Genomic DNA, 24870 nt, shown 5'->3' on the forward strand with positions numbered 1-24870 from the left:
CGACGCCGCGTCGAACCAGCTCAGCCAGGCCCTGCACACGACGATGCTCGCCGAGTCCGGATTCACCCCGGCGACCTACATCGGCGACGACGGATACGAGTCGCGGAACGACCTGGCCGGGCTGAACCTCTCCACGGTGCCCAAGGTCCTCGTCGAGTGCGGGAACATGCAAAACGGGGGGGACCTGGCGCGGGAGGAGAGCGCGAGCGACCGGCAGCAGCTCGCGCAGTCGCTGGCGGACGGAATCATCGCCTTCCTCAGCGGCGGCCACTGAACCGCGCTACCTAAGGCACACGCGACGGCGGACGGTGTCCGATTCATCCGGACGCTATGCCCATGGGCGCTTCGAGGCGCTGTCCGCCGTCCCCCGATTCCCCGTCGATCTGGCTCCTTTGGTCCTGCTCGGGCAACTCAGTCCTGCGCGATTGCTGCCAGGACATTGATCTTTGCCGCGCGGCGGGCCGGGCGGGCGCCCGCGAGGACCCCGGCCACCGCGCCGGCCAGCGTGACGACCACCAGCTGCGTCGCCGGGGCGGCGAAGGTGATCCCGCCACTGCTGGACGCGGTCCGGACCAAGGCCCAGCCGAGCAGCACGCCCAGCGCGATGCCGGTCAGCGTCCCGAACAGGGCCACGATCACCGACTCCCAGCGCACGGTCCGCCGGGTCTGGCGCCGCGTCAAGCCGACCGCGCGCAGCATGCCCAGTTCCCGGGTCCGCTCGTGCACGGACAGAGACAGGCTGTTCGCGATACCCATCAGCGCGATGATGATCGCCAGGGCCAGCAGGGCGTAGATGATGTTGAGGATCGTCGTGACGCCGGAGTCCTGGTCGGCCGCGTACTGGCCGCGGTCCTCGACCTGCGGGCTGCCGTAGGGGGCGACGGCCCGCTCAATCACTGCTCGCCCCTGTGCCAGCGACACGCCGGGAGCCAGCTTGACCGCCACCGAGGTGTCCACGTCCTGCGCCTCGTGCGGGGCCCAGGCCGCGGTGCTCATCAGGTAGTCGCCGAGCGTCTGCTCGTCGGTGTAGAGCGCGTCCACCGTGAAGCGGCCGGTCGCGCCGTCCGTGAAACCGACGGTCACCGTGCTGCCGAGCCGCAGGTTGTCCGCAGTGGCCGCCTTCTGCGACAAGGCGATGCCGTCAGTGCCGAGCCCCGCCATCGAGCCCGCGACCACGCCGGGGTCCGTGACGACGCCGAGCTTCGCCGGATCGGTGTGGTAGACCTGCTCGCCCTTGCCGTTCACGGTGGCGACGCCGGTGCCGATGCCGACCGCGCCGCGTACCTGCGCAAGAGCGGCGAGGTCGGTGGCGATCTTCGGGCTCAGCGTCCCGCCGTTGTTGAAGCTGGGCGAGCTGACCACCAGGTCGCCGGTGAAGGACTGGCGGACGTTGGTGTCGATCGAGGCCTTGATCGAGGCCGCGAAGACGGTGAAGACGGTCACCACCGCCACGCCCACCATGAGCGCGGTCGCGGTCGCCGCCGTCCGCTTGGGGTCGCGCATGGCGTTGCGCCGCGCCAGCCTCCCGGTGGTGCCGTCCAGGCGGGGCAGCACCGCGCCGAGCAGTCCGGCGACAGGCCTCGCCACAGCCGGGCCGAGGACGACGGTCCCGAACACTGCGAGGGCGCAGCCCGTGCCGACCGCCGCGACACCGCTGCCCGCGGCGGCGAGCGCGATCCCGGCGCCGAGGCCGACGACACCGATCACGACGCGGCGACGCGACGCGGTGGTGCGTCCGGCCTCGACGTCGCGCAGGGCGGCCAGCGGAGGCACCCGCGAGGCACGCACCGCGGGAGCGAGCGCGGCGACGATGGTCACGGCCGTGCCGGTGATCACGGAGATCACGACGGTGGAGACGGTGATGTCCAGTCCTCCGGCCGGAAGGCCGAACCCAGCCGCCCCGAAGACTGCCTTAAGCAGCTCCGCGATGCCCAAGCCGCCCAGGACGCCCAGCACCGATGCCACGAGCGCGACGGTCGCCGCCTCAAGCACCACCGCGCCGAGCACCTGGCGCCGCAGCGCGCCGAGCGCCCGCAGCAGTGCGGACTCGCGAGTGCGCTGGGCGACCACGATCGCGAAGGTGTTGTAGATCGAGAACGAGGCGACGATCAGCGCGATCACCGCGAAGACGACGAGGAACGTCTCGAAGAAGGACAGGAACTCGGAGTTGATGTCGCCGATGGTCTCCTGGGTGTACGCCGCGCCGGTGATGGCCTCGACGCCGTGCGGGAGCACCGCGTTGATCCGCTGCACCACCTGGGACTGCGAGACTCCGGGAGCGGCCTTGACCACGATCCGCGACACTTCGCCGGGCTTGCCGACGTACATCTGCGCGGCGTGCATCGTCATGCCGACGTAGGTTTCCTGGCCGATGCCGTCTTCGGAGCCGAATCCGGCCAGGCCGACGATCGTGAAGGTGACCGGTGTCGGCGTCTGGACCAGGACCTTGTCGCCGACGTGCAGACCGCCGGAGTCCGCGGCGCCCTTGTTCAGCACGACCTCGTCGTCGGCCTGCGGCGCGCGGCCCGCGACCAGGTGATACGGGTTCAGATCGGCGTCCGGGATCCAGTTGCCGGCGGCGCGCGGCGGGCCGTTGGTACCGACCGGCTTGCCGTTGGCGCCGAGGATCTGGCCGTAGCCGTCGACCTCGCCCTGCGCCGAGGCGACGCCCGGGAGTGCGGCGACGGTACCGACCAGCGCGGCGTTGAGCGGCGGGCGCTGGCCCTGGCCGGTGCCGGACCCGGCCGAGATGGACTGCGAGCCGCGCACGACAGCGTCGGTGTGCGCATTGGCGTTCTGGAACAGCGTGTCGAAGTTGGCGGACAGGGTGTTGTTGAAGGTGAGCGTCCCGGCGAGGAAGCCGACGCCGAGGACGATCGCGAGCAGGGTGCCGAACAGTCGTCGGCGGTGGGCCACCAGGCCCTTGAGGGTCACGGCGAGCATCGTCAGTTCCCCGCTTCCACGCCGTCGAGCGACTTCATCCGGTCGAGCACGGTCTGGGGCGTCGGCGCGATCATCCGGTCCACGATCCGGCCGTCGGCGAGGAACAGCACCTGGTCCGCATAGGAGGCGGCGACCGGGTCGTGGGTGACCATCGCGATGGTGCGGCCGAATTCGCGCACCGCGCGGCGCAGGAATCCGAGCACCTCGGCCCCGGCCCGCGAGTCGAGGTTGCCGGTCGGCTCGTCGGCGAACACGATGCGCGGCCGACTGGCCAACGCCCGCGCCACGGCGACGCGCTGCTGCTGGCCGCCGGACAGCTCGGCCGGGCGGTGGCGCAGCCGGTCGGCCAGGCCGGTGGCCTCGATCACCGCGTCCAGCCAGGCCCGGTCGGGCTTGTTCCCGGCCAGGTCGAGCGGGAGGGTGATGTTCTCCAGCGCGTTGAGCGTCGACAGCAGGTTGAAGGACTGGAAGACGAAGCCGATCCGGTCCCGCCGCAGCATGGTCAGCTGCTTGTCGGCGAGCGAACCGAGTTCGACCCCGTCGACCCACACCTGTCCCGAGGTGAGCCGGTCGAGTCCGGCCAGGCAGTGCATCAAGGTGGACTTGCCGGAGCCGGAGGGCCCCATGATCGCGGTGAACTTTCCGGCCGGGATGCCGACCGTCACCTCGTCGAGGGCGCGCACCGCGGTCTCGCCGGAGCCGTATGTCTTCACCGCGGCTTCACACCACGCGGCATTGCCCTGGTCCCCTGGCGTCTCGGCGAGCGCGGGGGCGGCGCCGGTGCGGGCAAGCAGGTTCGTCATGACTGAGGTCTCCTTCGCTGATTTGCGTTCTGGAGACAGAGTCCTGCCGGGACCGCTGCGCGGGCGTCGTACGTCCGGAGGCTTCGCGGGGTACTGCCCCGGAAGTAAGAGGGGCCTTTAAGACCGGTGAGAAACGCTCAGCCGGCCCAGCCGGGGCGGGCCAGCCCCGACTCGAACGCGAACACGACGAGCTGCGCCCGGTCGCGGGCGCCGAGCTTCACCATCGCCCGACTGACATGGGTCTTGGCGGTGAGCGGGCTGACCACGAGGCGCTCGGCGATCTCCTCGTTGGTCAGTCCCTCCGCGACGAGCGCCATCACCTCGCGCTCCCGCTCGGTCAGGCCCTCCAGTCGGCGGAGTACTGCAGCGGGCGCAGGCCCTGCAGAGCCGGATCCGCCAGGCCGCTCGGCGAACTGGGCGATGACGCGGCGAGTGGCGCCGGGGGAGAGCAGCGCGTCGCCGGCGACGACCGAGCGCACGCCGCGCACCAGATCGGCCGGCTCGGTGTCCTTGACCAGGAAGCCGCTGGCGCCGTAGCGCAGCGCCTCGAAGACGTACTCGTCGAGCTCGAAGGTGGTCAGGATCAGGATGCGCACATCGGCCAGCGCGGGGTCCGCGGTGATCCGGCGGGTCGCCTCGAGGCCGTCCATGCGGGGCATCCGGATGTCCATCAGCACCAGGTCGGGGCGCAGGCGGGCGGCCAGATCCACCGCCTCGGCGCCGTCCCCGGCCTCGCCGACCACCTCTATGTCGTCCTGGACATCGAGCAAAGCCCGGAAGCCGGCCCGCACCAGGATCTGGTCGTCCGCGAGCAGGACCCTGATCGGGCCGCCCGCCGACGCGGCGTCGCCGGATTCCGTGTCCCCCGTGCCCGCGCTCATCGAACTCCTTCTGTCGGCAGCTCCGCCTCGACCGCGAATCCCCCGCCTGGCCGCGGCCCGGCGGTGAGGACGCCGCCGAGCGCTGTGGCCCGTTCCCGCATCCCCGGCAGGCCGTTGCCGCCACCGGTCAAGCGTTCGCCGACAGGTACAGCACCGCCGCGCCCGTCGTCCGCGACGATAAGGCGTACGCCGCGCTCACCATAGCCGACGTGCACGTCGACCTCGTCGGCGTGCGCGTGCCGCACCACGTTGGTCAGTGCCTCTTGCACGATCCGGTACGCGGCGAGGTCCACGCCGGCGGGCAGCGGACGGATCTCGCCTTCGGTGAGGATACGCACTTTGAGTCCGGCGGCGCGGGCCCCCTCCACCAGCTCGTCGAGCCGGGCCAGTCCGGCGGTCGGGCGGCGCGGCGCTGCCGCCGTGGACCCGTCGCCGTCCGGGGAGCGCAGCACGCCGAGAACGGAGCGGACCTCGCCGAGGGCTTCGCGGCTGGCCAGCTTGATCGCTTCGAGCGCGATCCGGGCCTGCTCCGGGCGGCGGTCCATCACCTCGAGGGCGGTGCCGGCCTGCACGTTGATCAGCGAGATCGAGTGCGCCAGGACGTCGTGCAGCTCGCGGGCGATGGCCAGCCGCTCGTCGGTGGCCCGGCGGCGGGCGCGCTCCTCGCGGGTGCGCTCGGCGTCGATGGCGCGCTGGCGGCGGAAGTTGGACAGCTCGGCGATGGCGAGCACGGCGACGGACCAGGCGATGTCCTGGCCGAAGGTCGACAACGGCGGCCAGTGGGCACCCGCGAACAGCGGGGGGATGACGTAATGCCCGATGAAGAGGACCGGGATCGAGCCGTACGCCACCCACCGGTAGCCCCGCGCGATGCCTCCGGCGACCGCGACGGCGAAGGAGACGTAGATAGGTCCCTCGGGGTAGCCGCGCAGCGAGTAGGCCAAGACGGTGGCGGTCGTGACGGCGATGACGGCGCGGGGGTACCGACGGCAGAAGAGCAGCGCCACGGGGCCGAGGGCGGTCAGGACCCAGGCGAATGCGTCGATGGGCCTCGAGCCGGGGTGCGCATTGTGCTTGGCGATCCCGTAAGTGCCGCCGATCTGCATGAACGCGACGATGAAGGGGCCGAGACGGTAAAGCGGCACGCCGAACACGCGCCAGGCGTGCCGTTCGTACTCGGCGCACGCCTCGCCGTCGTGGGCGCGCTGATCGGCCTTCATGCCGCCACGCTAGAGCCCGGCGGGCCGAACCGCATCGGCCTGCGGGAGGCTCGTCGCGGATACTCCCACGGGAGTAGTGGCGCGGATACGAGGAAAGCCGGGCGGACCGCCCGGCTGATCCGGACGGCCGACCCGGCCCCATGTATTAGCGCACTGACTTCCCGCGAGCCCGGCTCACTGTGCTGGATTCACTGTGTCCGACTCACTGCGCCGGACTCACTGGGGGGCCGGCATCTCGCTGGCGATCACCGAGAACTGGACGCCGTGCGGGTCCGTCAGCAGCGCGATCCGCCCGACCTGCGGAATCGAGTCCGGGCCCATGACGACCTTGCCGCCGAGCTCCGCCGTCTTGGCGGCGGTGGCGTCGCAGTCGGCGACCTCGAAGTAGATCCCCCAGTGCGGGGGCACGCCCTGGGCCGCCATCTCCGGGCTGATCGCCATCATGCCGCCCTGGCCGGAGCTGTCGCCGCCGGACGCGGGCGTGATGACGGTGTAGACCATCCCGCCGCCCATGTCGTTGTCCTCGGCCCGCCAGCCGAAGACATCTGCGTAGAACGTCTTCGCCGCCGCCACGTCAGAGGCATACAGCTCGGTCCACGCCAGCGTGCCGGGCGTGTTCACCTCGCCCAGGCCCTTGGTATCGCCCGGCTGCCAGACGCCGAAGTGCGCCCCGGCCGCGTCGGCGAAGATGGCCATCCGGCCCTCGGTGAACACGTCCATCGGCGGAGCCAGGATCGCCCCGCCGCCGGCCTCGACCGCCTTCGCGGTGTCGTCGGCGCTGGGCGTGTTGAAGTAGACGGTCCAGGACGGGTGCGCGCCCTCGGACAGCGGGCCGACCGCCGCGACCATCTTGCCGTTCAGGTTGAAGAAGCCGTAGCCGCCGGAGTCGGGGCCCGCCGACTGGTACTCCCAGCCGAACAGGGCGGTGTAGAAGGCGGCCGACGCCGCGGTGTCGGCCGAGCCGAGGTCGATCCAGTTCGGCGCCCCGGCGACGAAGTCTGTGGTGAGCATGGTGAAGACCCTCCGCGTACGCGACGGAGGCAGCCCGCGGGGTGGAATGAGCGAGGCCGGGCTGCCCGGACGATCCCAGCATTACACCGGCCACCGACAGCGGCACGAAGGTTCCCCCGAATGGCCGTTGAACAGAGTCTGTCCGGTCAGACGAGCGGGCGCGGCAACTTTTCCAGCAGATCGGCGACGGTGTCGTCGACCAGCCGGTACCGCATGACCCGGCCGTCCTTGCGGGCCGCGACGACCCCCGCGACCCGCAGCAGGCGCAGCGCCTGGGAGACCGCGGTGTCGTTCATGCCCGCCGCGACGGCGAGATCCGACACGCTCAGGTCCGGGACCGCGCGGACGGCGAGCAGCAGGGTGAGCCGCCCGGGGTCGGCCAGCAGCCCGAACCGGTCGGCCCAGTCCCGCACCGCGGCGGGATCGCCCACGCCGGCGATGGCGTCGCAGACCCCGTGCTCGTCGAGGACCCGGCGGTGCGCGTGTTCGGCGGGAACCAGATGCATGGACCTATTGTGATCCGTCTGCATGGCCGATGCGTCACGGCTGCTCAAGTGAAGAGGCTTGCGGCTCGGTTGCGACCCGCTCGAACCGATCAAGCCAGACGGTAGTCTTCCCGCATGGGGAAAACGCAGGTAGACGTCGCGTTCATGGTCGCGATGGCGGAGGAGATCGACGGCGTCTTCGATCTCGAGCAGTGGGACGAGGCGCAGCCGGGGCCGTACGGAGTCCGCGAGTACCGCGGCGGGCCGACGTCCGCGGTCGTCGTCCACACCGGAATCGGGACGACGAACGCCGCCGCGGCCGCGCAGCACGCGCTCGATCTGTACGACCCCCGCCGCGTCGTGAACATGGGCCTGGTCGGCTGCCTTAACCGGGCGATCGAGATCGGCGTCGTGCACGCCGTGGCCGCCTGCGCCTTCTTCGACGTCGATGCGACCGCGTTCGGCTACCGGATAGGGCAGATCCCCCGAACCGCAGTCACGGAGTACGAGCTCAAGTCGCGCGTTCCGGACGCGCCGGAAGCGAAGCTCATTTCCGGCGACACGTTCGTCACTGATCCGGGCGTCTTCCATCCGGACTTGAACGGCTTCGCGGCCGACTTCGTCGACATGGAACTGGCCGCCATCGCGCACACGCTCTTCCGCCACGATCTGCTCGACCGGCTGGAGAGCTACAAGGCGCCCTCGGACTACTGCGATGACGAATCCACCGACGCCTTTGACCTGAACATGCCTAAGGCGTTGGCCAACCTGGCAGGGGTCGCCGAAAGCATCCTGCGCGGCGGACCGGATGTGATCGCATGACCGTGACTGTCGAGCTGCTCGCGCAGCATTCCGGCGACAAGGACCACCTGGCGATGACCGGTGGCACCCTCTCCCCGGACAAGCTCGCCCGCACCGACCGCGATACCCCGCTCCGCCTCGACCACGTCTTCTTCCCCGTCGCGTCATTTGATCCCGGCCAGACGCCCGACAACGCGCGGCGGCTGTTTTCCGGCATCCACTCGCTGGAGCACGCACTCGCCTCACCCGAGGGCGGCGACCTGCGCGCACGGATCGCCGAACGCGCCGCCGATCCGGCTCTCGGCAAGCAGCTGATCGACATGTCGCCGTACATTCCCGGCCTTCTCGACGCCGATGGCACGTCACCGCTGACGATCGGCTTCCGCTCCACCTTCGTCACCGACGGCAAGGCGCTCTCGCTCCCCGTCCTGACCGACGCATATGCCGACAGCCTTCGCCTGATCCGTGATCATTTCGCAAGTGGCGGCATTGTCCCGTTCGCGACGCCCGAGTCGTGCGGGCAATACGACATGCACAGCGCGGCGGCCGCAATCGACCTCATCGATCAAGCCGACGCGTCTGCGCCCGTCCGGGAATCAAGCGCTGAAACGCACGCACGCCTGCTCTACGTATGCGATCTGCGTTTGGTGAAGCCGCGCCTCCCTGAGGCATTCGAACAGCGCGTTCTGGACGTCTTAGCCGGGCACCTGATCTCGCAAGCGGTCGAGCGGTGCGCCGCAGTGCTTACAGGCAACGCAATGTCCGCAGGCAACTTCGGATGCAGCACCGGCGAGTACCTTGTCGTGGCCGATCCAGATGTTGGCGCGCGCGACGTGCTGCTGACACGCGCACACGTCGCGATCGCCGAGACGCTGCTCGACCTGGCCGCATATGACGGCGATGATCCCCTTCGCCGCGCCGCCGCCGACGATGCCCGATTCTGCCTGGAACACATCGAGCGCTACCGGCCGGAAATCCGGCGCGCCGCGCTGCGCTAGGGGTGTTTGGAAAGTATCGTCGGGCCCGACGATACTTTCCAAACACCCCTAGGCCCCGGCCCCGGAATCAGGGCTCGGTCGGCGGCGACTGCTCGAATCCAAGGCGCAGCCACCAGGGCCGCTGCCGCGTGCTGTCCGGAATGCCGCGCGGCGTCGGCGCCACGCGGGTGGCTCTCTGCTCGGTCATGAAGGTCCCTCTCAGGGATGACTGACCCGTGTGAGCGGACTGCTTCGGTCGCACCCGGTGCCGCCCCCGTGAAGCGCCGCGTGCAAGCGTCGCGGGCGGTGACGATTCGGCTGTATCCGTGTGCAACGTGCGGTGTAGTGGCATCATCGAGGCGGGGAGGGAAACCCGGGTATCAAAGAACGAACGCATTTTCCAATCGAGCAAGCAGGCGATCCGAAATCGAACGCTGTTTCGGATTTCCGCATCGAGTACCGTCTTTGGGGCCGCCCCCCGTCTCGCCCGCACGCGAGGCGGGGCCCCCTGTCCACGCTGGCAGCCCCCCGCCGGCATCGGTACTGGTGCGCTGGTGCCACGGCACCGGTCACCACGAGCACCACCGGCACCACCCACGCCACACGACACGTTTCTGGGGAGGAAACGGATGGATGAGGGGCGCGCCGCGTTCGCGCGGCGGATGGCGCGGTTACGTGAGGACGCAGGTCTAAGCCAACGCGCCCTGGCGCGGGAGGTTTACGTCGACCACTCGCTCATCACCCGGCTGGAGAGCGGGCAGCGCAGCGCGGATCCGCAGCTCGCCTCGCGGATCGGCGAGCGGCTCGGCGCGGCCGAGGAGCTGCGCGCGCTGGCCGAGGCGGCCCGGCGCACCCGTAGGTCGGCCGCCAAAGTCCGGGACGCTCAGGCCGACGCCGAGGCGGATCCCGCACCGCGATCGCCGGCGAGTGCGCGTGACGCCACGGCCCCGGCGGCGCGTGTCGCGAGCGTGCTGCCTCCGGCTGCCTCCGCGCTCGTCGGACGCGAACCTGAGTACGCACGGCTCGAGGCATTCCTCTCGCCCGACGCGGACGTTCCGGGCGCTGCGCGCGTGTGCGTGGTCACCGGCATGCCCGGCATCGGCAAGACCGCGCTCGCGGTGGGCGCCGCTCACAGCTTCGGTGACCGGTTCGCGGACGGCTGCCTGTTCATCGACCTGCGCGGCTTCGCGCCCCGGCCGGATCCGGTGTCCCCGGCCGACGCGCTTGCGCTGCTCCTCGCGGACCTGGGCGTAGCCGAGCAGACGATCCCGGCGACGCTGCCCGGGCGCATCGGCTTGTTCCGCAACGAGACCGCGCACAAGCGGCTCCTGCTGATCCTGGACAACGCGGACTCGGTCGAGCAGGTCAATTCCCTGCTTCCGGCCGCGGCCGGCTGCCGGGTGCTGGTCACCAGCCGCAGGCGCCTGCCAGCCCTCGACGACGCCGACGTGATCGCGCTCGACCCGCTCTCCCGCGACGCCGGCGCGACTCTCTTCCGCCGGGTGTGCGTGCGCGCCGACGCGTGGGACGGGGCCGTGCGGCGCATCGTCGGAGCCTGCGGCGGCCATCCGCTGGCGATCAGGATCCTGGCAGCGCGGTGCCGGGCCGACGCGAGCCTCACCCCGCACCTGCTGGCCGGCAAGCTCGCCGATGCGCGCGGGCGGATGCAGCGGATCGAGGACGACGAGCGCAGCATCGCGGACGCCTTCGACATCTCATTCGCCCTGCTGCCGGCCGGCCAGCAGCGCATCTTCGCCCTGCTCGGGCTGCACCCGCCGGTCGAATTCGACGCCTGCACCGTCGCGGCGCTCGCTGACCGCACTGTGCCGGCGACGGAACGCCTGCTGGAGCAGCTGTTCCTGGCCGGACTGCTCGAGCCGGGCGGTCCCGGCCGCTACCGGATGCACGACCTGCTCGTGCACTACGCGGGCCAAGTGGCCGAGCGGGCGCTGCCGAAATCGGAGATCCACGCGGCTGTGCGCCGGCTCCTCGACGCCGCCCTGCTCGCCTGTCACGAGGCGGACCAGGTCATCACGCCCCACCGGTACCGGGTGCCGCTCGTCGCCACGCCGTCCGGACCGGCCGGGCACCGCACGTTCACAAGCTACGCGGCGGCGCACTCCTGGCTGACCGGCTCGCTGGACACCCTGTCAGCCTTCTGTGAGACAGCCCGCGAATACGGATACGACGAACACTGCTGGCAGCTGGCTTACACGCTGCGCGGCATCTTCTTCCTCGGCAAGCACTGGGCCGCGTGGGAACGTACGCACGACGCGGCGTTGGCCGCCGCCCGGCGTCTCGGGGATCGGCGAGCCCAAGGCGTGACGCTGAACAACCTCGGCTTGCTGTACTGCCTCCAAGGCAGATACGACAAGGCTCACGTCGCGCTGTCCGAGGCGATCGGCCTTTTCCAAGCGACAAAGGACCCGCACGGCGAGTTCACCGCGCGCTCGCATCGCGCCTGGATGCTGCACTGCCTCGGCCGTTACGGCGAGGCGTTGGCCGAACAAAGCGCGGCGCTCGCGTTCCACCAGCAGGCGGGCTCCGCACGGAACATCGCGATCACCAAGCGCGACATGGCCTCCACCGAAGTCGAACTCTGCCGCATCGACGACGCGATCAAGCATCTGCGCGATGCGGCCGACGCGTTCGGTGCACTCGGGCTGCCGCTAGACATGACGATGACGCTCAACGCCCTCGGCGAAGCGACACTGCGCTCAGGTGACTACAAGACCGCGGAACGGCACCACGAGGCCGCGCTCGAGGCCGCGGTCCGCTCCGGCAGCCCGTACGAGAAGGCGCGCGCCCACGCGGGTCTCGGCCGGCAGGCCCGGCTGACCGGCCGTCCTGCCCGCGCCCGCCACCAGCTGACCCGGGCGGCGCGGCTCTACCGCGAGCTCGGCGCCGCGCGGGAGGCCGCAGAGGTCGACGTGTGGATCAGCACCGTGATCGACAAGCCGAGGGCGCGAAGGCCGGCACACGCATCCGGGCCCGACTCCGCGGCCGCGTGAAGGGACGGTCGATAGCACTCGGCTCCTACGACCTCTTCCTCTCCTTCGGCGGCCCGGCGATAGCGCCTCCCTGCGGGAGATCGCCCAAGCCGAGGTCGCCGCCGCCTATGCCCGCATGCCCTGTCAGGTACTCAAGGCCCCGCGGCGCTTCACCCGACCGCCCGCCGTCAGGCTCCGGCCGCTCGCTGCGAGGCAGGAACCCAGTCCGCGCCGTGCCCCAGGATCGCACGGGCCGCCTTGTCGACGGCGTAGACGATCTCCACAGAGCCGCCCGGCAGAGCGCGCTCTCGCTCAAAGGTCAGTCCGGCCTCGGTGCTGAGCGACGGCGTGAGGCGCATTCCGTCGCCGAAGAGGATCGGCAGCACGACCAGCTCGATGCTGTCCAGCGCACCGAGCGCTCGGTACGTCTCGATCGTGCGGGGACCTCCGATCAGGTGCACGTCGCCGCCGCGGTTGGCCGCCCGCACCTTTTCCAGCAGCTGGACGGGATCGCTGTCGGTCACCACGTGGTCGGGCGTGCCGGCGGGCCGCTGCGAACCGAGCACGAACACGTTGAGGTCGGGCCACGGCCACCGGTTGTTCGACAGAGCCGGTTCAAAGGTTGTCCGGCCCATCAGTGCGGCCTCGCAGGTCTCCAGGAACTCGCGGATGCCGTGGCTCTGGCCCGAGACGAAGGCGGGGTCGGCGCTGTGCGCGGGCCACCCGCTCGGCGTGGTGATGTAGCCGTCGGCGCTGATGCCCAGGCGGGCGCGGATCTTCATGATCGGTTCCTTCCGAAGCGGTTCTGCCGTCTACCTTGTAGTCGGAGCCGATCTCGCGGCCTCTACGGCGCACCCAAAGAATTTTGGAATCCCTCACAGTGCGACGTCGACTACATCCGCCTCACGCCTCCTCACGTGCTCGAACGCGGCTGCCTTGCCCCATGGGCGCCGCGCGGGTCTAACATGAGACGACCGGTCATTTTGAGGAGGCGGCGATGGTGCGAGAGAGCAAGCGCGAGGAGATCGTGGCGGCTGCGCTCGACCGCTTCCACGCCGACGGCTACAACGCCACCGGCGTCAAGGACATCACAGACGCGGCCGGCGTTCCGAAGGGGTCCTTCTACAACCACTTCGAGAGCAAGGAATCGCTGGCCACGCTCGTCCTCGAGCGCTACGGCGAGACGCGGCGGCTTGACGAACTGGCCGACACATCGGTGGATCCCCTGGACCGGTTGCGGAACCACTTCACGTTTGCGCGGCGTGAGAATGAGAGCCGCGACTTCACCCGCGGGTGCATGTTCGGGAACTTCGGTGCTGAGATCGTCGACCACAGCGACGAAATCCGTGAGAGTGTCCGGCAGAGCTTTGACGCCTGGGCGCAGGCTCTCGCGTCGACGATTGCCGAGGCACGCGACGCTGGCACGGTTCGGGCCGACATCGATCCGGATAAGACCGCCCGATTCCTGCTCAGTGCTTGGGAAGGGACTCTCATCACTGCGCGCGTCTATCGCAGCACCGACGCGTTCGACACCTTCTTCGATATCGCTCTCGGGAGCTTGCTCAAGCCCTGATGGCGTGGGGATTGGCACGGGTCAAGGTGTCGGCGGATGAGCGGTGGGCGGTGTTCAGGCGGAGCGGGCGGAGCGATCCCTGCCGCAAAGTGGATGACGGGCGCGGGGCGGCGGTGACCTGTACGCACAGCTGGCGATCCTCGGCGCGCCGTCGATCGCCGGCAAGATCCCGCTGCCCGGCTACAGCCACGAGTGGCCGCTCTACGCACTCGGCGCACCGGTCGCTGCCAGTCCTTCCGCGTCAGCTAGTCCGAGTGCGACGGGGACGTCGGCACCCTGATCAAGCCCGTTGAATCGGCAGGGGCGAACACGCGGTGTTCGCCCCCTGCTCGTTCTCGAGCATCGAGGTCGACAGCCGAAGAGATTCAGCTCACGATGCCGTGGCTCCGATTCCATGCCACGGCATCGGAGTACCCCTGGACCATGCCCCAGATCCAGCATCCGAGCACTCCGATGAAGCCGATGAGCACGAGCGTCAGGATCCAGCTCAGGACGTACAGGCAGAGGATGAGCGCGCCGATGCCGCCCCGGCCGCTGATCATCGAGCCGAGGCCGGGGATGAAGAACGAAGCCAGCACGGCGACGCCGGGGGACTTCGGGGCGACCATCATCGGGTACGGCTGCATGTACGGACCCTGCTGGTAAGGACCCATCTGCTGCTGGTAGCCAGGCGCCGGATACGGCTGCGGTGGCAGTGGCTGCTGCCCCGACGGAACGGCGTCCTGCGGTTCGAACATGACGGCGAACCCCCTCTTATCCGAATGCTGCGAAAAACCTGATGCGGTGAGCCGGCCCCGGCTGACAGCGTAGGCGGTACAGCGGTCGCGCACGGGCGAATGCACCAATCGGCGCTCTTGAATCGATGCCTCGGGCAGTCGCGTCCCCGCGGCTCCCGACACGGGGACGGCGTGCGCGGGGCAGCGGCGTCACCCTTTGGTGAACCTTGGTCCGCCAGGGGAATACAGCGTCTATCCGAATCCGGCGACGACTCGGCGCCTGGCTCGGCCCGCGTCCCTCAGGGACACGATCATGTAAGGAAACGATGACAAAGGCTGTGGTCACCCGGGACGGACGGCGGCTGACCATCGAGGAATGGGGCGATCCGCGCGGCCATCCTGTCTTCCTGTTGCACGGCACCCCGGGCAGCCGGGTGGGGCCACGGCCGCGCGGCGCGGTGCTTTATCGGGGTGGAATCAGGCTTCTGGCGTACGATCGGCCCGGCTATGGCGGCTCCGACCGGTGGCAGGGCCGCGCCGTCGCCGATGCCGCGGCTGACGTCGAGGCCGTGGCGGACGCGCTCGGTCTCGAGCACTTCGCGGTGGTCGGCCGCTCGGGCGGCGGTCCGCATGCGCTCGCCTGCGCCGCGCTGCTGCCCCGCCGCGTGACGCGTGCCGCGGTGCTCGTCGGCATCGCCCCGCGCGACGCGGCCGGCTTGGACTGGCACGCCGGCATGACGTTGGCGAACCGGCGGGCGTACGCCATCGCCGACTCCGGGGCGGAGCAGCTGACCGCGTGGTATGAGGCCCGCGTCGCTGCGGCGCGGGCGAATCCGACGTTGATGCTGCCTTTCCTCGACCCACAGTTGCCCGAGGCCGATCGGCGGGTGATGTCCGACTTCGGCATCAAGGCGATGCTCGAATCGAACTTCACCGAGGCGTTCCGCGAGTCGGCGGCCGGCTGGATCGACGACACCCTCGCGTTCATCACGCCGTGGGGCTTCGAGCTGGACCGGATCGAGGCGCCGGTGCTGCTCTGGCACGGCACCGAGGACGTCTTCGCGCCGATCGGCCACAGCCGGTGGCTGGCCGAGCGCATCCGGCACGTCCGGTTCGTCGTCTCACGCGGCGCGGCGCACTTCGGTGCCGTCGCCGTGCTGCCGTATGTGCTCGGCTGGGTGGTCGCGGGCAGCCTGCACGCGGTCGAGCAGGCAGGCCGCGGCCGCGCGGTCAGATCGGCTGCGGTTCCAGGTCTCGGTTGATCCGCTTGCCCCGCCGCACGGCGAGCGCGTTCGGATGGTCCACGCCCAGCTTTTCCGCGAGATCCACCGCGATCCGCTCGCGCCGCTCGTCGGCCTCCCGGACCCGCCCGAGCGCCCGCAGCGTGATCGAGAAATTCGACTCCGCGATCATCGCGTCGGGATGGGACGGCGTCAGGCGTTGGGAGAGCCCTTCCATCGCGCGGGCCTCCAGCACGAGCGCGTCCTCGAACTGCCCGAGGTCGGCCAGCGCGTTGGCGAGATTCAGTGCCGCGCACAGGGGATACGGGTGGTCGTCTCCGACGGTCAGCAGCAGCCCGTCGTAAGCCTGGCGGGCGAGCGCTACCGCGTCCTCGAGCTGACCTGTGCCGCGCTCGTACATCGAGAGGTTCGTCAGGCACATCAACGTGTACGGGTGGTCGACTCCGTACGTGCTCTCATACGCCTCGAGCACCCTGCGGGATTCCTCCGCCGCCTGCCGCTTCTCCTCGGCCACCGACAGGTCCGCGGCATGGTTCAGCAGGCACGCGAACGCATCCGGTGTCTCCGCCTCGGATTCGCTCACGTAGAGTGCGTATGTCTCCTCGGTGAGTGTTCTAGCCCGCTTCACCTGGCCCACCCGCCGCAGCGAGACCGCGAGCGACTTGGCGGTCCGCAGCGTCTCCGGCAGGGTCCTGCCGAGCACCTGGAACGAGCGCAGGGTGCTCTCGAGCAACGCCACGGACCGCTGGAACTGGCCCGCCTCGCGCAGGTCGCGGGCGAGGTGGCCGGCGGAGATGAGCGTGTGCGGGTGCGAAGGGCCGAGCACCTCGCTGCGCTTGCGATGGGTCTCCTCGTCGATGTCGCGGGCGGTGAAGCAGTCACCCATGAGCCGGTAGGAGATCGCGAGGTTGTTCGCCGCCATCAGCGTCGCCGGGTCCTCCTCCCCCAGCACCTCCTTGAAGTTGTCGTAGGTCGCCCGGTCCATCGCCAGCGCCTCGGCGTAGAGGCTCAGGCCCCTGAGGTCCGCGGCGAGGCTACGGGCCGTCATCAGCGTTCGAGGGCTGTCCGGCCCGAACATCGCGGCCTGCTCGGCCAGGACGGCGCGGTCGATCTCGCGCGCCTCGGCGTACTCGCCGCGGGACCGCTGGATGTTCGCGATCTCGTAGCGCAGGCTGAGCAACTGCCGCCGCATCGCCGCCGCCCGCTCGGGGTCGGAGGCGACGTCCTCGGTCTCGACCGTCCTGCGCCAGATCTCCTCCAGCGGCTTCGCGGTCTGCAGGGCCGACTCGAGACTGCCGATCTTGTAGAGGTAGCGGACGCGGTGGATGAGCAGCTGGCGCACCGGTTCCTCGACGCACTCAAGCGCTCTGGAGGGTTCCAAGTGCGGCCAGATGACCGCGAAGCGGGACCAGTTCTCCGGGTTGTCGGTGTCCGGCTCGTCCGGCCAGGTCGCCGCCAGGACGCGGTGCACCGTGTGCAGCGCCTCCTGCTGGGCCTCATGCGACATCTGGTCCCTGATGACCGCCTGTACCAACCGGTGGATGAGGATCGAGTTGCTGCGCCGGTCCACCTTCGCCAGCGCCAGCCGCCCTATCTCCTGGATGACTTGGCCGACGACCAGTTGCTCGCGCAGTGACGGATCGTAAGCGCGCAGCGCGTCGACCATCTCCCGGCTGCGGATCAGAGTGAGCGAGATCGACGGCGCCATGTACGCGCATAGTTGTAGCATGCGAACGGCCGCGGGCGAGCGCTGTTGCAACCGCTCCAGCGACACGTTCCACGTCGCCTGCACCGGCATCGCGTAGTCCGACGGGTGGCCCACGGACAGCGCATCCGAAGCACGCGAACTGAGGAGTTCGAGGTAGTCGTCGACGGGGGTGCCGGTCACCGTGAGCCAGGCGGCCGCGACCTCGACGGCGAGCGGCAGGTCCCCGAGGGCTTGAGCGACCCGGTCCGCGTCGGCCTCGCTGAGCCCTGACACGCGCCGGGTCAGCAGCTCCACACTCTCGGCGCGGTCGAACACGTTGACTTCCAAGGCCTTGGCGATCGCCGCCCAGCCTTGGTTGCGCGAGGTGACGAGGGTGTGGCCGGTCGCACCGCGCGGCAGGAACCGGGCCAGTTCCTCGGGTTCGTCGGCGTTGTCGAAGACGAGCAGCCAGCGGAATTCCGAACCGCGTCGGCGCAGCTCCTGCACCGCGTCCTCGGCGGCTGCGGCGCTGCTGTCGCTGACCGGGATGCCCAGACGCCTGGCCAGCTGGGACAGCGATTCGACGACCGTCTCCTCCTGCTCGGCGTTGACCCACCACACCAGGTCGTAGTCCGCCTGGAACCGGTACGCGTATTCGAGGGCTACCTGCGTCTTGCCCACGCCGCCGAGTCCGTGGAGCGTCACGGGAAGCAGCACCGACGCGGTTCCGGAGGAAAGCTGCTCGCGCAGTTCGTCGAGAGCCGGGTTGCGGCCGATGAAGTTCGGGTTGCGCTGCGGCACGGAGAAGACGCTCGGCGCGTTCCCCGGGAAGCGCGGGCTGGACCGCCTCGGCTCTATACGCCCGGTCGGCGCGGGCAGGTCAACCGCCCGGAACAGCGCCTCCACGGCCTGCGACTCGGTCAGGCCGCCGAAGTCGAAGATCCGGCTGGCCGAGAACGGCTCGCCGATGCGCGTGTCGGAGACATTGGCCGCGACCAGCCTGCTTTGGCCGTCGTCTCGGCCGAGGTCCGCGGCGACGCGGCAGAGTTCCTGGAACGTCTCCGAGCGCAGATACGAGGGGGAGACCACGACCAGGACCCGGTCGCTCGCCACCGCCCCGGCCAGGACGTCCGGGGCGCCGTCCTCGCCGTACCGCCGCACGTCCGCATCAGCGTTCTTCAACGTCGCTTCGATCCACTCCGCCCAGAAGCGGTCCTCGGGCGCGAAGCTGAGCACGATCCGCGCGGATTCGGGCACGTGCTTGCGAGTGAACGCGGCCAGGACGCGCAGCCGCTCCGCCTCAGGCACCGGGGTGCACGAGGTGACGGCGCCTTCGGTGAGGTAGCCGGTGACCCGCTCGAACGCCGACAACATCGAGCTGGCCACGCCGGGCGCGTCGCCGAAGGTGGCGAGGATTTCCTCATAGGCGTAGAAGGGCCGGTACGGGATCTCCACCGAGCCCCAGTACTCGTCGAGCCGATCACCGGACAGCCCGGCGGGCAGGGGGGCGAAGCGGGAGCGGGCCACCCGGCGCCCGGTGTCGGCCTTCTCCTTCTCGCCGTCGTCGATCCGGCTGGGCACGGGCAGGATCCGGATGTCGTGGTTGGAGTACTGGGTGCGCACCTCCATCGCGACCTTCACGGCGCCGTCGATGCCCTGATTGCTCAGGGTGAAGCAGGTGACCAGGACGTCCGGGAGATGGACGGTGCAGATCGCGGCGACATCGCTGTGCCCGGTGCGGCTGTCGATGAGCACGTAGTCGTACTCGGAGCGCATGTCCTCGCGCAGCGCGTCGAAGAACTGGCCGCCGCCGAGCCGGTCGTAGAAGTTGTCCCAGTCCATTGAGGCGACCGAGGCCGAGTAGTTGCGGTCCTGCCGCCCCGCCGACAGGATGTCGAGCCCGCCGCCGGACGAGAAGCCCCAGTCCACCGACACGACGTGCGGGCCGACGCGGGCGTGCTCGGCCAGCCGCTCCTCGTCCACGGGTCCGCGGCTCACGGCCCACTCGTAGGCCTTGATCATGTCGATCACGCCGGTGTTGCCGGCGATCGTCTCGCCGTCGAGGAAGGGTTCGAAGAAGCGGTGCAGACCCGGGGACTCCAGGTCCCAGTCGACCATCAGCACCCGACGTCCGGCCGAGGCCAGGATCCAGGCGATGTTCGCCAGGGCCATGGTCCGCCCGGTGCCGCCCTTGAACGAATAGAACGTGACGATCTTGCCGTTAGTCTCGCCGGACATCCCGGTCCCCTTCCCCTGCGTCGTTGCCGTTCGGCGCCCCCGAACCGGGCACGTTGCCGCCGAGCCGCGGCAGCCGCGCGGCCTCGCCCTGCGGCGGATACGTCGCCGTCCTGCGGAAGTAGCCCCGCTCCGCGGCGGCGATCACCCCGGGCAGCCGCTCCCCGAAAGCCGCGACGGAGGCCAGCCCGGCGACCGCCTCCGGGTTCTCCATGCGGCAGTGGGCGCGGGTCCGGTCGAGCACCCGCTGCAGCCCGTTCTCCAGCTCGGCGACCTGGTGGCCGCCGCCCGAGTTGTTCTTGTCCCACGGGATCACCAGCCGCACCCACGGCTTGTCCTGGCTGAGCCGGTCGAAGGTGCGCAGCAGCTCGTCAAGCTCCTGATCGTGGGCCGCCCACGGATCCACGATCAGCACGGTCGGCGCGGTCGGTGCCTGGCCGTCCCGCAGATCCGGGCACCCGCCGAGGAACTCGACCATCGGGTGGTAGCCGTCGGCCTCGCCCAGGGCGGCGGCGGTCTCGGCTATCGGGGTGTCGTCGGCGGGCCAGTACGGCCGCCACTGCTCAGGGCTGTTGCCGTACATCTGCGGATTCGCGCCGGGGGGCAGCTTTCCCAGCACCGGGGCGACCACGACGAAGCGCAGCGGTCGGGGATCGTCCCGGTTCCACTGTCCGGCGAACGCGTTCTCGTCCGGGTTGAGCTCCAGCACTCCGCCGTCGGTCGGCCGCAGCGGATTGTCCTGCGCGACCTGCACGATGTGTTCGGCGAACGCGGTCAGCGCGGTCTGATAAGCCTGATCGATCTCCGGCCGGTTCCGCCGCATGACCAGTTCCCGCATGCCGCGTTTGCGGTACATGTCGCCCGCTTCGAGCAGCCAATAGTGCAGGCGCCGCGCGGCCGGGGGCATGTTGTCGTCGTCCATGCGCCGCCACATGACCGGCACGATCGCCCGCTTGTCCTCCTTGATGTGCGCCCGGTGGATCAGCTCTCTGCGGTGGAAGGCCGCCCACTCCTGGCCGCACATGGGGCGCTCGAAGTAGTCCGGGGAGTAGAGCGCGATGAAGACGCCGCACGTGGCGAGCACCTGGCCCAGTTCGCGGCGCCAATGATTGCCGGCCCGGATCTGCCAGTCGGCGAAACCGATCGGGAGTCCGGGCGACACCTTAGCCAGCCGGGCCACCTCCTCGGACAGGTCGTGGAAGAAGTCGCGTACCGGCTTGTCCGGCGGTTTGTCCCGGCGGCCCGGCCCCTGAGGATGTGCATAACTCAGGAAGAAATAAGGCCGACCGCTGGTGGCGCTAGCCGGACCAGCCGTCATTCCGCCCCCTTCAGGCGCGCGCGAATGCTTCCCACCCCGGAAATACTGTAAGAAGACTGTGATCGCATGAAAAGGGCGCGACCGCGGAATTCGACCGGAGCGCGGCTGCTTCGCCGGACAACCGGCCAGGTGGCGGCCCGATGGCCAAACAGTGGCCGATCGGTCGGTTCGGCGGCCGTTTAGTCGGCGGCAGGCTGGCGGAGCTGCGCCTCCCAGGCTGCACGGTGGTTGTCGGCGGCCCGCTGCGCCGCGATGACCGCGCTACGGCCGACCAGTTCCTCCAGCCACGGCGCCACCGTCTCGCCCATCGCGCGGGCGAACCGTTCGCCGAGGGGGGTGAGCGATCCGGATTCGAGCAGTACCTTCACCGCTTCGGCGGTGTGCGTCCGCCAGCGCGCGAAGTGCGCTTCGGCGGCTTCCTGCCGCGGGCCCGTGACAAGGTGTCGCCGGACCCGCCAGTACTCGGTCACTGCGAGATGCGCATATGTACCCTGATAAAGACCCTCGAGCGGTCTCGGGTCGGGCCGCCAGGGCGCATAGTAGAGCCCATCGTCCGCAGGGTCGTAGAAGTCGCAGGTGTCCAACACCGCGCCGAGCTTGACGTGCTGGAACTCGTGGATCATCAGCAGCGCGAGCGTCGGTCCGTCCGACGGCAGAGCCAGTCCGACGGCGCCGTAGGCCTGGCGCGCGGTCCCGCTCACGTCGTGTCCGCCGGGTGGCGCGGCCATCGGCATCAGGGTGCTCAGCCCCGCGCGCAGACCGGGAAGGTACTCGGGCAGCGTGTCTTCGAGGTAGGAGACGGCCTTGGCGAAGCGCGATCGCCAGACCTCGATGTCGGCGGTGGAGAGGCGCGGGGCAGCGGGCGATTGATAGCAGTCGCGGTAGGGATCCGTGTCCTCCACCGACACTGACCACGACCCCGCATCCAAGCGGCGCTGCGGTAGCCACCCCGGGGCCGCGCCGGATGCCGAGTCCTCGATGCAGATCTCGTACTCGCGGCCGTCCACCGCGATGGTCGCCGTGCCGTCTTTCCGCGTCGCGATCGAGGCGGGGCGTTCGGGGCCGCCGAGCGCGAGCGCGCCGAGCGTCGGCAGGTGCACCACCCCGCCGACCACGTGGAGCGGGAGGCTGACCTCGTCGCCGGCCCGCAACGCGGCGCTCGCGGCGATCTCGGCCAGGCGCGCGAGGTCGGCGCGACCGGGCCTGATGTCTGTCTCGCGGGCGAGCAGGCGCACCGCCCACACGCGCGTGTACGGATCGTCGAACACCGACCCGACCGCGGCCGGGCTCGTCGTGTCGAGCCGGATGATCTCCTGCCAGGCATCGGCGAACGGCGAGTCCGGCGCCGCCGCGTCGGCGATCTCCTCGACCAGTGCCCGGCTGATCGACCTCTGCGGTTCGCTGAGCCGCCGGATCACCTCCGCGTCGCCGTAACCCGAGGCCAGCACGTCGAAGTCGGCCATGGACAGGCTGTGGGGTGCGGCGGCCGCGGCCGCTTCCCCGCGCAGTTCGTCATCCCGGACGTGCTGAATCAATGCTTTAAGGTCCTCGCAGTAGACCGATGGATTGTCGAAATCGGTGCCGGTCCGGTAGCGGTGGGCGTAGAGGCCGCCGCCGCAGACCTCGACGACCGGGCAGGCTCGGCAGGTGCCGCAAAGGGTTTCCAGTCCGCCCTGCCGCGCGGCCATGCCTGAATGCGCGGCGGCCTGGTCGAGGCTGTGCTCGAATACGTTGAAACCGGTGGCCGCTGCTCCGTCGTACGAGGTCTTCAGCGAGTCGGCCTGCTCGAGAGTGCCGTCCGTCTCGATGACGACCAGGTCGGCCGGGGCCAAGCCGAGCGCCTCGGTCTGACTCGGCAGGCCGCGCAGGACGGCGGCGATCGAGTCAAACGTGCGGATTGGGAAGGGCTGGCCATCCCTCCTCCACCGGTCGTAGACGGCTTCCAGCCACGCGGCGTACTCCGGCACGCCATCGCCATCGTCACCGCTGCCAACGTGCGCACGCAGCGGCGGGTTGTCCCAGGTCGCGTGCGGCAGCAAAAGGTCGGCACGTGGAGGTTCCTCGGCTGCGAGAGCTTCGTACACGTGGATCGGATCGTTGCGGATGTCGATCGTGCAAAGGATCCCCGCGTACAGGCTCCGGTAACGCGGCTGCCGCAGCAGGGCCAACCCGCGCAGGACCTCAGGATGGCTGGTGCGCCCGCTGGCGAAGCGCCGGTGCAGATCGTTGGCGGCGCGGTCGCCGTCGAGCGATACGCCGACCTTCACCGCGAACTCGAGGAAGAGGTCGAGGTACGCGGTGTCGAGACGGACAGCGTTGGTGTGAATACGCAGGTCAGGGTGAACTTCAGCGGGCAGCCGCGCCTGCAACAGCTCCAGCAGGGCACGCGTGCGCTCCACGCCATAGAGCAGCGGCTCGCCCCCGTGCAGGACGATCGTGATCCGCCGCAGCGCGTGCGCGGCGCAGTGTTCTGCGATGCAGTCGACGACGCGCGCGGCCGTCTCCTCGCTCAGCGCAAGGGGTCGGCCGCGCCACGACTGGTCGGCGTGTTCGTAGATGTAGCAGTGGTCGCAGGCCAGGTCACATCTGCTGTGCAGCTTCAGCACGTACTGCCGGAACGGCAGTACCGCGGGGCCGGCGACCATTGCCGCGGGGCTTCGCGGATCAGATGAACGACTGGAAGGCGGCGACCGGGACCTCGACACCCTTCTTCCGCAGGATCCTGTCTCGGATCGCAGCAGTGGCGGACGTCGGCTTGCCGAGGGGCTGGTTGAGCACGTCCGGGATCCGCGTGATCACGGCAGCCTCGGTGGGTGTGGGGGGCACGGTCATCCTTCTTCAGTCAGCGGAGATCGAATGTGGACAGGCGGGTGACCTGGAGATCCGCATCCCGGAGGAAGGCGAAACACGGTATGGATCCACCATTGCAGCGATCAACGCACGACGCACGATCAAGGTGCGCAAAGTGATCAAAGTGGGTCCGTGTGGGTGAAACCGCGCTAACCTCGCGGCTGGGACCGCAAGGGTCTCGGCCGCCGATACGCCACCTGCCGCGCCGGAAGTCAGGCGCGAACGCCGAGTCGCCGTTCGGCGGGCATGGCGACGACCGGGCGCCGTTGACGCATCGAGGCCCGGTATCCCCCCCACCTGCTTATGCACAGACGCACTTTTTCATTTACGCAAGGCCCTGTCTAAGTCGTGCTCTTACCGTTACCCAGTTCTGCCCATAGCTTCATCTTCGCGGCGCCAGCGCTGCTAGAGGCCGCCTTGCGGCACACCGATTCCCGGCCAGCCAGGCAGTCGGCGGTGTCGCATATCACGGACTCAGTGTCCTGGATCACAGCGTCAGCTGACCTCGACCGTCCCCGTCCACTCACGTGATAGCGACATCGTCCTCTTATCCGACGTCCCGCGCTACCCTCCGAAACAGTCCGCGCCACCACCGAACGGTGTGAGCTATCCGCCGCCTTCGCTTTCGCCTCCCGTCAGATTGGCCTAGACCTCCCGCGTGTCCGGTCGGCCGCGCACATTAACTGGACCTCAAGCGCCCGTAAATGAACGTGGCTGATCGGGCAAAGGTCTATGCCGCTGGGCTGCGTAGACGCACAATGATCCGGCGCCCTCCCACACCACGCGGGATCGCCGCAAGGCCGAATCGGTGATCACTGGTCTATACCTAAGCCAGTGCGACTCCTACCCACCACTAGCGTCGCCACCGACTCTGCCTTGTTCGGCTCCAGACGTGGGGCCAGGGCGCGATTCGGCCACCGCCGCGGACGCGGACTCACGCCCGGGCGTGGCCGACCAATGCAGCAACTCGACAGCGGCCCGCCGCGCCCACCGGCGCTAGGCCCGGCGGGCAGGACACGACGTGCGGCGCGTGCCGCGCAAAGGAGTGATCAGGTGTCCCGAAAGAAGATATTCGCGCTGCTCGGCGCCACGGTCAGCGCGGCGGTCGTCGCGGTCGCCGTTCCGGTGCTCGGTGCGAG

The 24870-nt window shown here is 69.8% G+C and carries 18 protein-coding genes; 6 read left to right on the forward strand and 12 right to left on the reverse strand.

Annotation, left to right across the window (positions count from 1 at the left end; genetic code table 11):
* Window positions 1–274: N-acetylmuramoyl-L-alanine amidase (locus tag VGZ32_RS21320; RefSeq protein ID WP_326887901.1), on the forward strand; the 274-nt coding region annotated here is incomplete at its 5' end.
* A gap of 137 nt (window positions 275–411) precedes the next feature.
* Here VGZ32_RS21320 and VGZ32_RS21325 read toward each other — a convergent pair.
* The 6 genes from VGZ32_RS21325 to VGZ32_RS21350 all read right to left on the reverse strand — a co-directional run bounded on the left by VGZ32_RS21325 (window position 412) and on the right by VGZ32_RS21350 (window position 7364).
* Window positions 412–2943: an ABC transporter permease gene (locus VGZ32_RS21325; RefSeq protein ID WP_326887902.1), complete on the reverse strand. Its 2532-nt coding sequence runs from the start codon at window positions 2941–2943 to the stop codon at window positions 412–414.
* Between the two features lie 2 nt (window positions 2944–2945).
* Window positions 2946–3656 carry an ABC transporter ATP-binding protein gene (locus tag VGZ32_RS21330; protein ID WP_349263701.1) on the reverse strand — a complete coding sequence of 237 codons (711 nt, stop codon included), beginning with the start codon at window positions 3654–3656 and terminating at the stop codon, window positions 2946–2948.
* Window positions 3657–3883: 227 nt separating this feature from the next.
* The gene (locus VGZ32_RS21335) at window positions 3884–4627 is read right to left on the reverse strand and encodes a response regulator transcription factor (protein WP_326887904.1); all 744 of its coding nucleotides are present in this window, start codon (window positions 4625–4627) and stop codon (window positions 3884–3886) included.
* Window positions 4624–5847, reverse strand: a complete 1224-nt coding sequence (locus VGZ32_RS21340) for a sensor histidine kinase (RefSeq protein ID WP_326887905.1) — start codon at window positions 5845–5847, stop codon at window positions 4624–4626. Before VGZ32_RS21340 ends, VGZ32_RS21335 begins: the two co-directional genes overlap by 4 nt.
* A 216-nt stretch (window positions 5848–6063) precedes the next feature.
* Window positions 6064–6858, reverse strand: coding sequence for a VOC family protein (locus VGZ32_RS21345; protein ID WP_326887906.1), 795 nt, complete (start codon window positions 6856–6858; stop codon window positions 6064–6066).
* A gap of 146 nt (window positions 6859–7004) precedes the next feature.
* The gene (locus VGZ32_RS21350; RefSeq protein WP_326887907.1) at window positions 7005–7364 is read right to left on the reverse strand and encodes a metalloregulator ArsR/SmtB family transcription factor; all 360 of its coding nucleotides are present in this window, start codon (window positions 7362–7364) and stop codon (window positions 7005–7007) included.
* Window positions 7365–7478: 114 nt separating this feature from the next.
* Here VGZ32_RS21350 and VGZ32_RS21355 point away from each other — a divergent pair, with 114 nt between their 5' ends.
* The 3 genes from VGZ32_RS21355 to VGZ32_RS21365 all read left to right on the forward strand — a co-directional run bounded on the left by VGZ32_RS21355 (window position 7479) and on the right by VGZ32_RS21365 (window position 12132).
* Window positions 7479–8165: a hypothetical protein gene (locus VGZ32_RS21355; RefSeq protein WP_326887908.1), complete on the forward strand. Its 687-nt coding sequence runs from the start codon at window positions 7479–7481 to the stop codon at window positions 8163–8165.
* Window positions 8162–9142 (forward strand): hypothetical protein, encoded by a 981-nt coding sequence (locus VGZ32_RS21360; protein ID WP_326887909.1) that lies wholly within the window; start codon window positions 8162–8164, stop codon window positions 9140–9142. The genes VGZ32_RS21355 and VGZ32_RS21360 overlap by 4 nt, the downstream gene beginning before the upstream one ends.
* A gap of 608 nt (window positions 9143–9750) precedes the next feature.
* Window positions 9751–12132, forward strand: a complete 2382-nt coding sequence (locus VGZ32_RS21365; RefSeq protein WP_326887910.1) for a tetratricopeptide repeat protein — start codon at window positions 9751–9753, stop codon at window positions 12130–12132.
* 167 nt (window positions 12133–12299) lie between these two features.
* Here VGZ32_RS21365 and VGZ32_RS21370 read toward each other — a convergent pair whose 3' ends face one another.
* Window positions 12300–12893, reverse strand: coding sequence for a dihydrofolate reductase family protein (locus tag VGZ32_RS21370; protein WP_326887911.1), 594 nt, complete (start codon window positions 12891–12893; stop codon window positions 12300–12302).
* A gap of 215 nt (window positions 12894–13108) precedes the next feature.
* Between VGZ32_RS21370 and VGZ32_RS21375 the strand changes: the two genes are divergently transcribed.
* On the forward strand, window positions 13109–13684 hold the full coding sequence (locus VGZ32_RS21375) for a TetR/AcrR family transcriptional regulator (protein WP_326887912.1): 576 nt from the start codon (window positions 13109–13111) through the stop codon (window positions 13682–13684).
* Window positions 13685–14049: 365 nt separating this feature from the next.
* On the opposite strand, the gene VGZ32_RS21380 is transcribed toward VGZ32_RS21375, so the two are convergent.
* Entirely contained in the window at window positions 14050–14421 is a 372-nt protein-coding gene (locus VGZ32_RS21380; RefSeq protein WP_326887913.1) for a hypothetical protein, read from the reverse strand.
* 305 nt (window positions 14422–14726) lie between these two features.
* On the opposite strand from VGZ32_RS21380, the gene VGZ32_RS21385 reads away from it, so the two are divergent.
* A complete protein-coding gene (locus tag VGZ32_RS21385; RefSeq protein ID WP_326887914.1) occupies window positions 14727–15662 on the forward strand; it encodes an alpha/beta hydrolase in 936 nt (311 codons plus the stop codon).
* Here VGZ32_RS21385 and fxsT read toward each other — a convergent pair.
* The 4 genes from fxsT to VGZ32_RS21405 form a co-directional block, all read right to left on the reverse strand.
* On the reverse strand, window positions 15631–19566 hold the full coding sequence (gene fxsT / locus VGZ32_RS21390; RefSeq protein WP_326887915.1) for an FxSxx-COOH system tetratricopeptide repeat protein: 3936 nt from the start codon (window positions 19564–19566) through the stop codon (window positions 15631–15633). The two genes, VGZ32_RS21385 and fxsT, sit on opposite strands and share 32 nt — an antisense overlap.
* A complete protein-coding gene (locus VGZ32_RS21395; protein WP_326887916.1) occupies window positions 19550–20881 on the reverse strand; it encodes a TIR-like protein FxsC in 1332 nt (443 codons plus the stop codon). The genes fxsT and VGZ32_RS21395 overlap by 17 nt, the downstream gene beginning before the upstream one ends.
* A gap of 179 nt (window positions 20882–21060) precedes the next feature.
* A complete protein-coding gene (locus tag VGZ32_RS21400; protein WP_326887917.1) occupies window positions 21061–23526 on the reverse strand; it encodes an FxsB family cyclophane-forming radical SAM/SPASM peptide maturase in 2466 nt (821 codons plus the stop codon).
* A gap of 19 nt (window positions 23527–23545) precedes the next feature.
* Entirely contained in the window at window positions 23546–23707 is a 162-nt protein-coding gene (locus VGZ32_RS21405; protein WP_326887919.1) for a hypothetical protein, read from the reverse strand.
* Between the last annotated feature and the right edge of the window lie 1163 nt (window positions 23708–24870).

It is taken from the genome of Actinocrinis sp. (genome assembly GCF_035938995.1).
Taxonomy (GTDB): Bacteria; Actinomycetota; Actinomycetes; order Streptomycetales; family Catenulisporaceae; genus DASZGI01.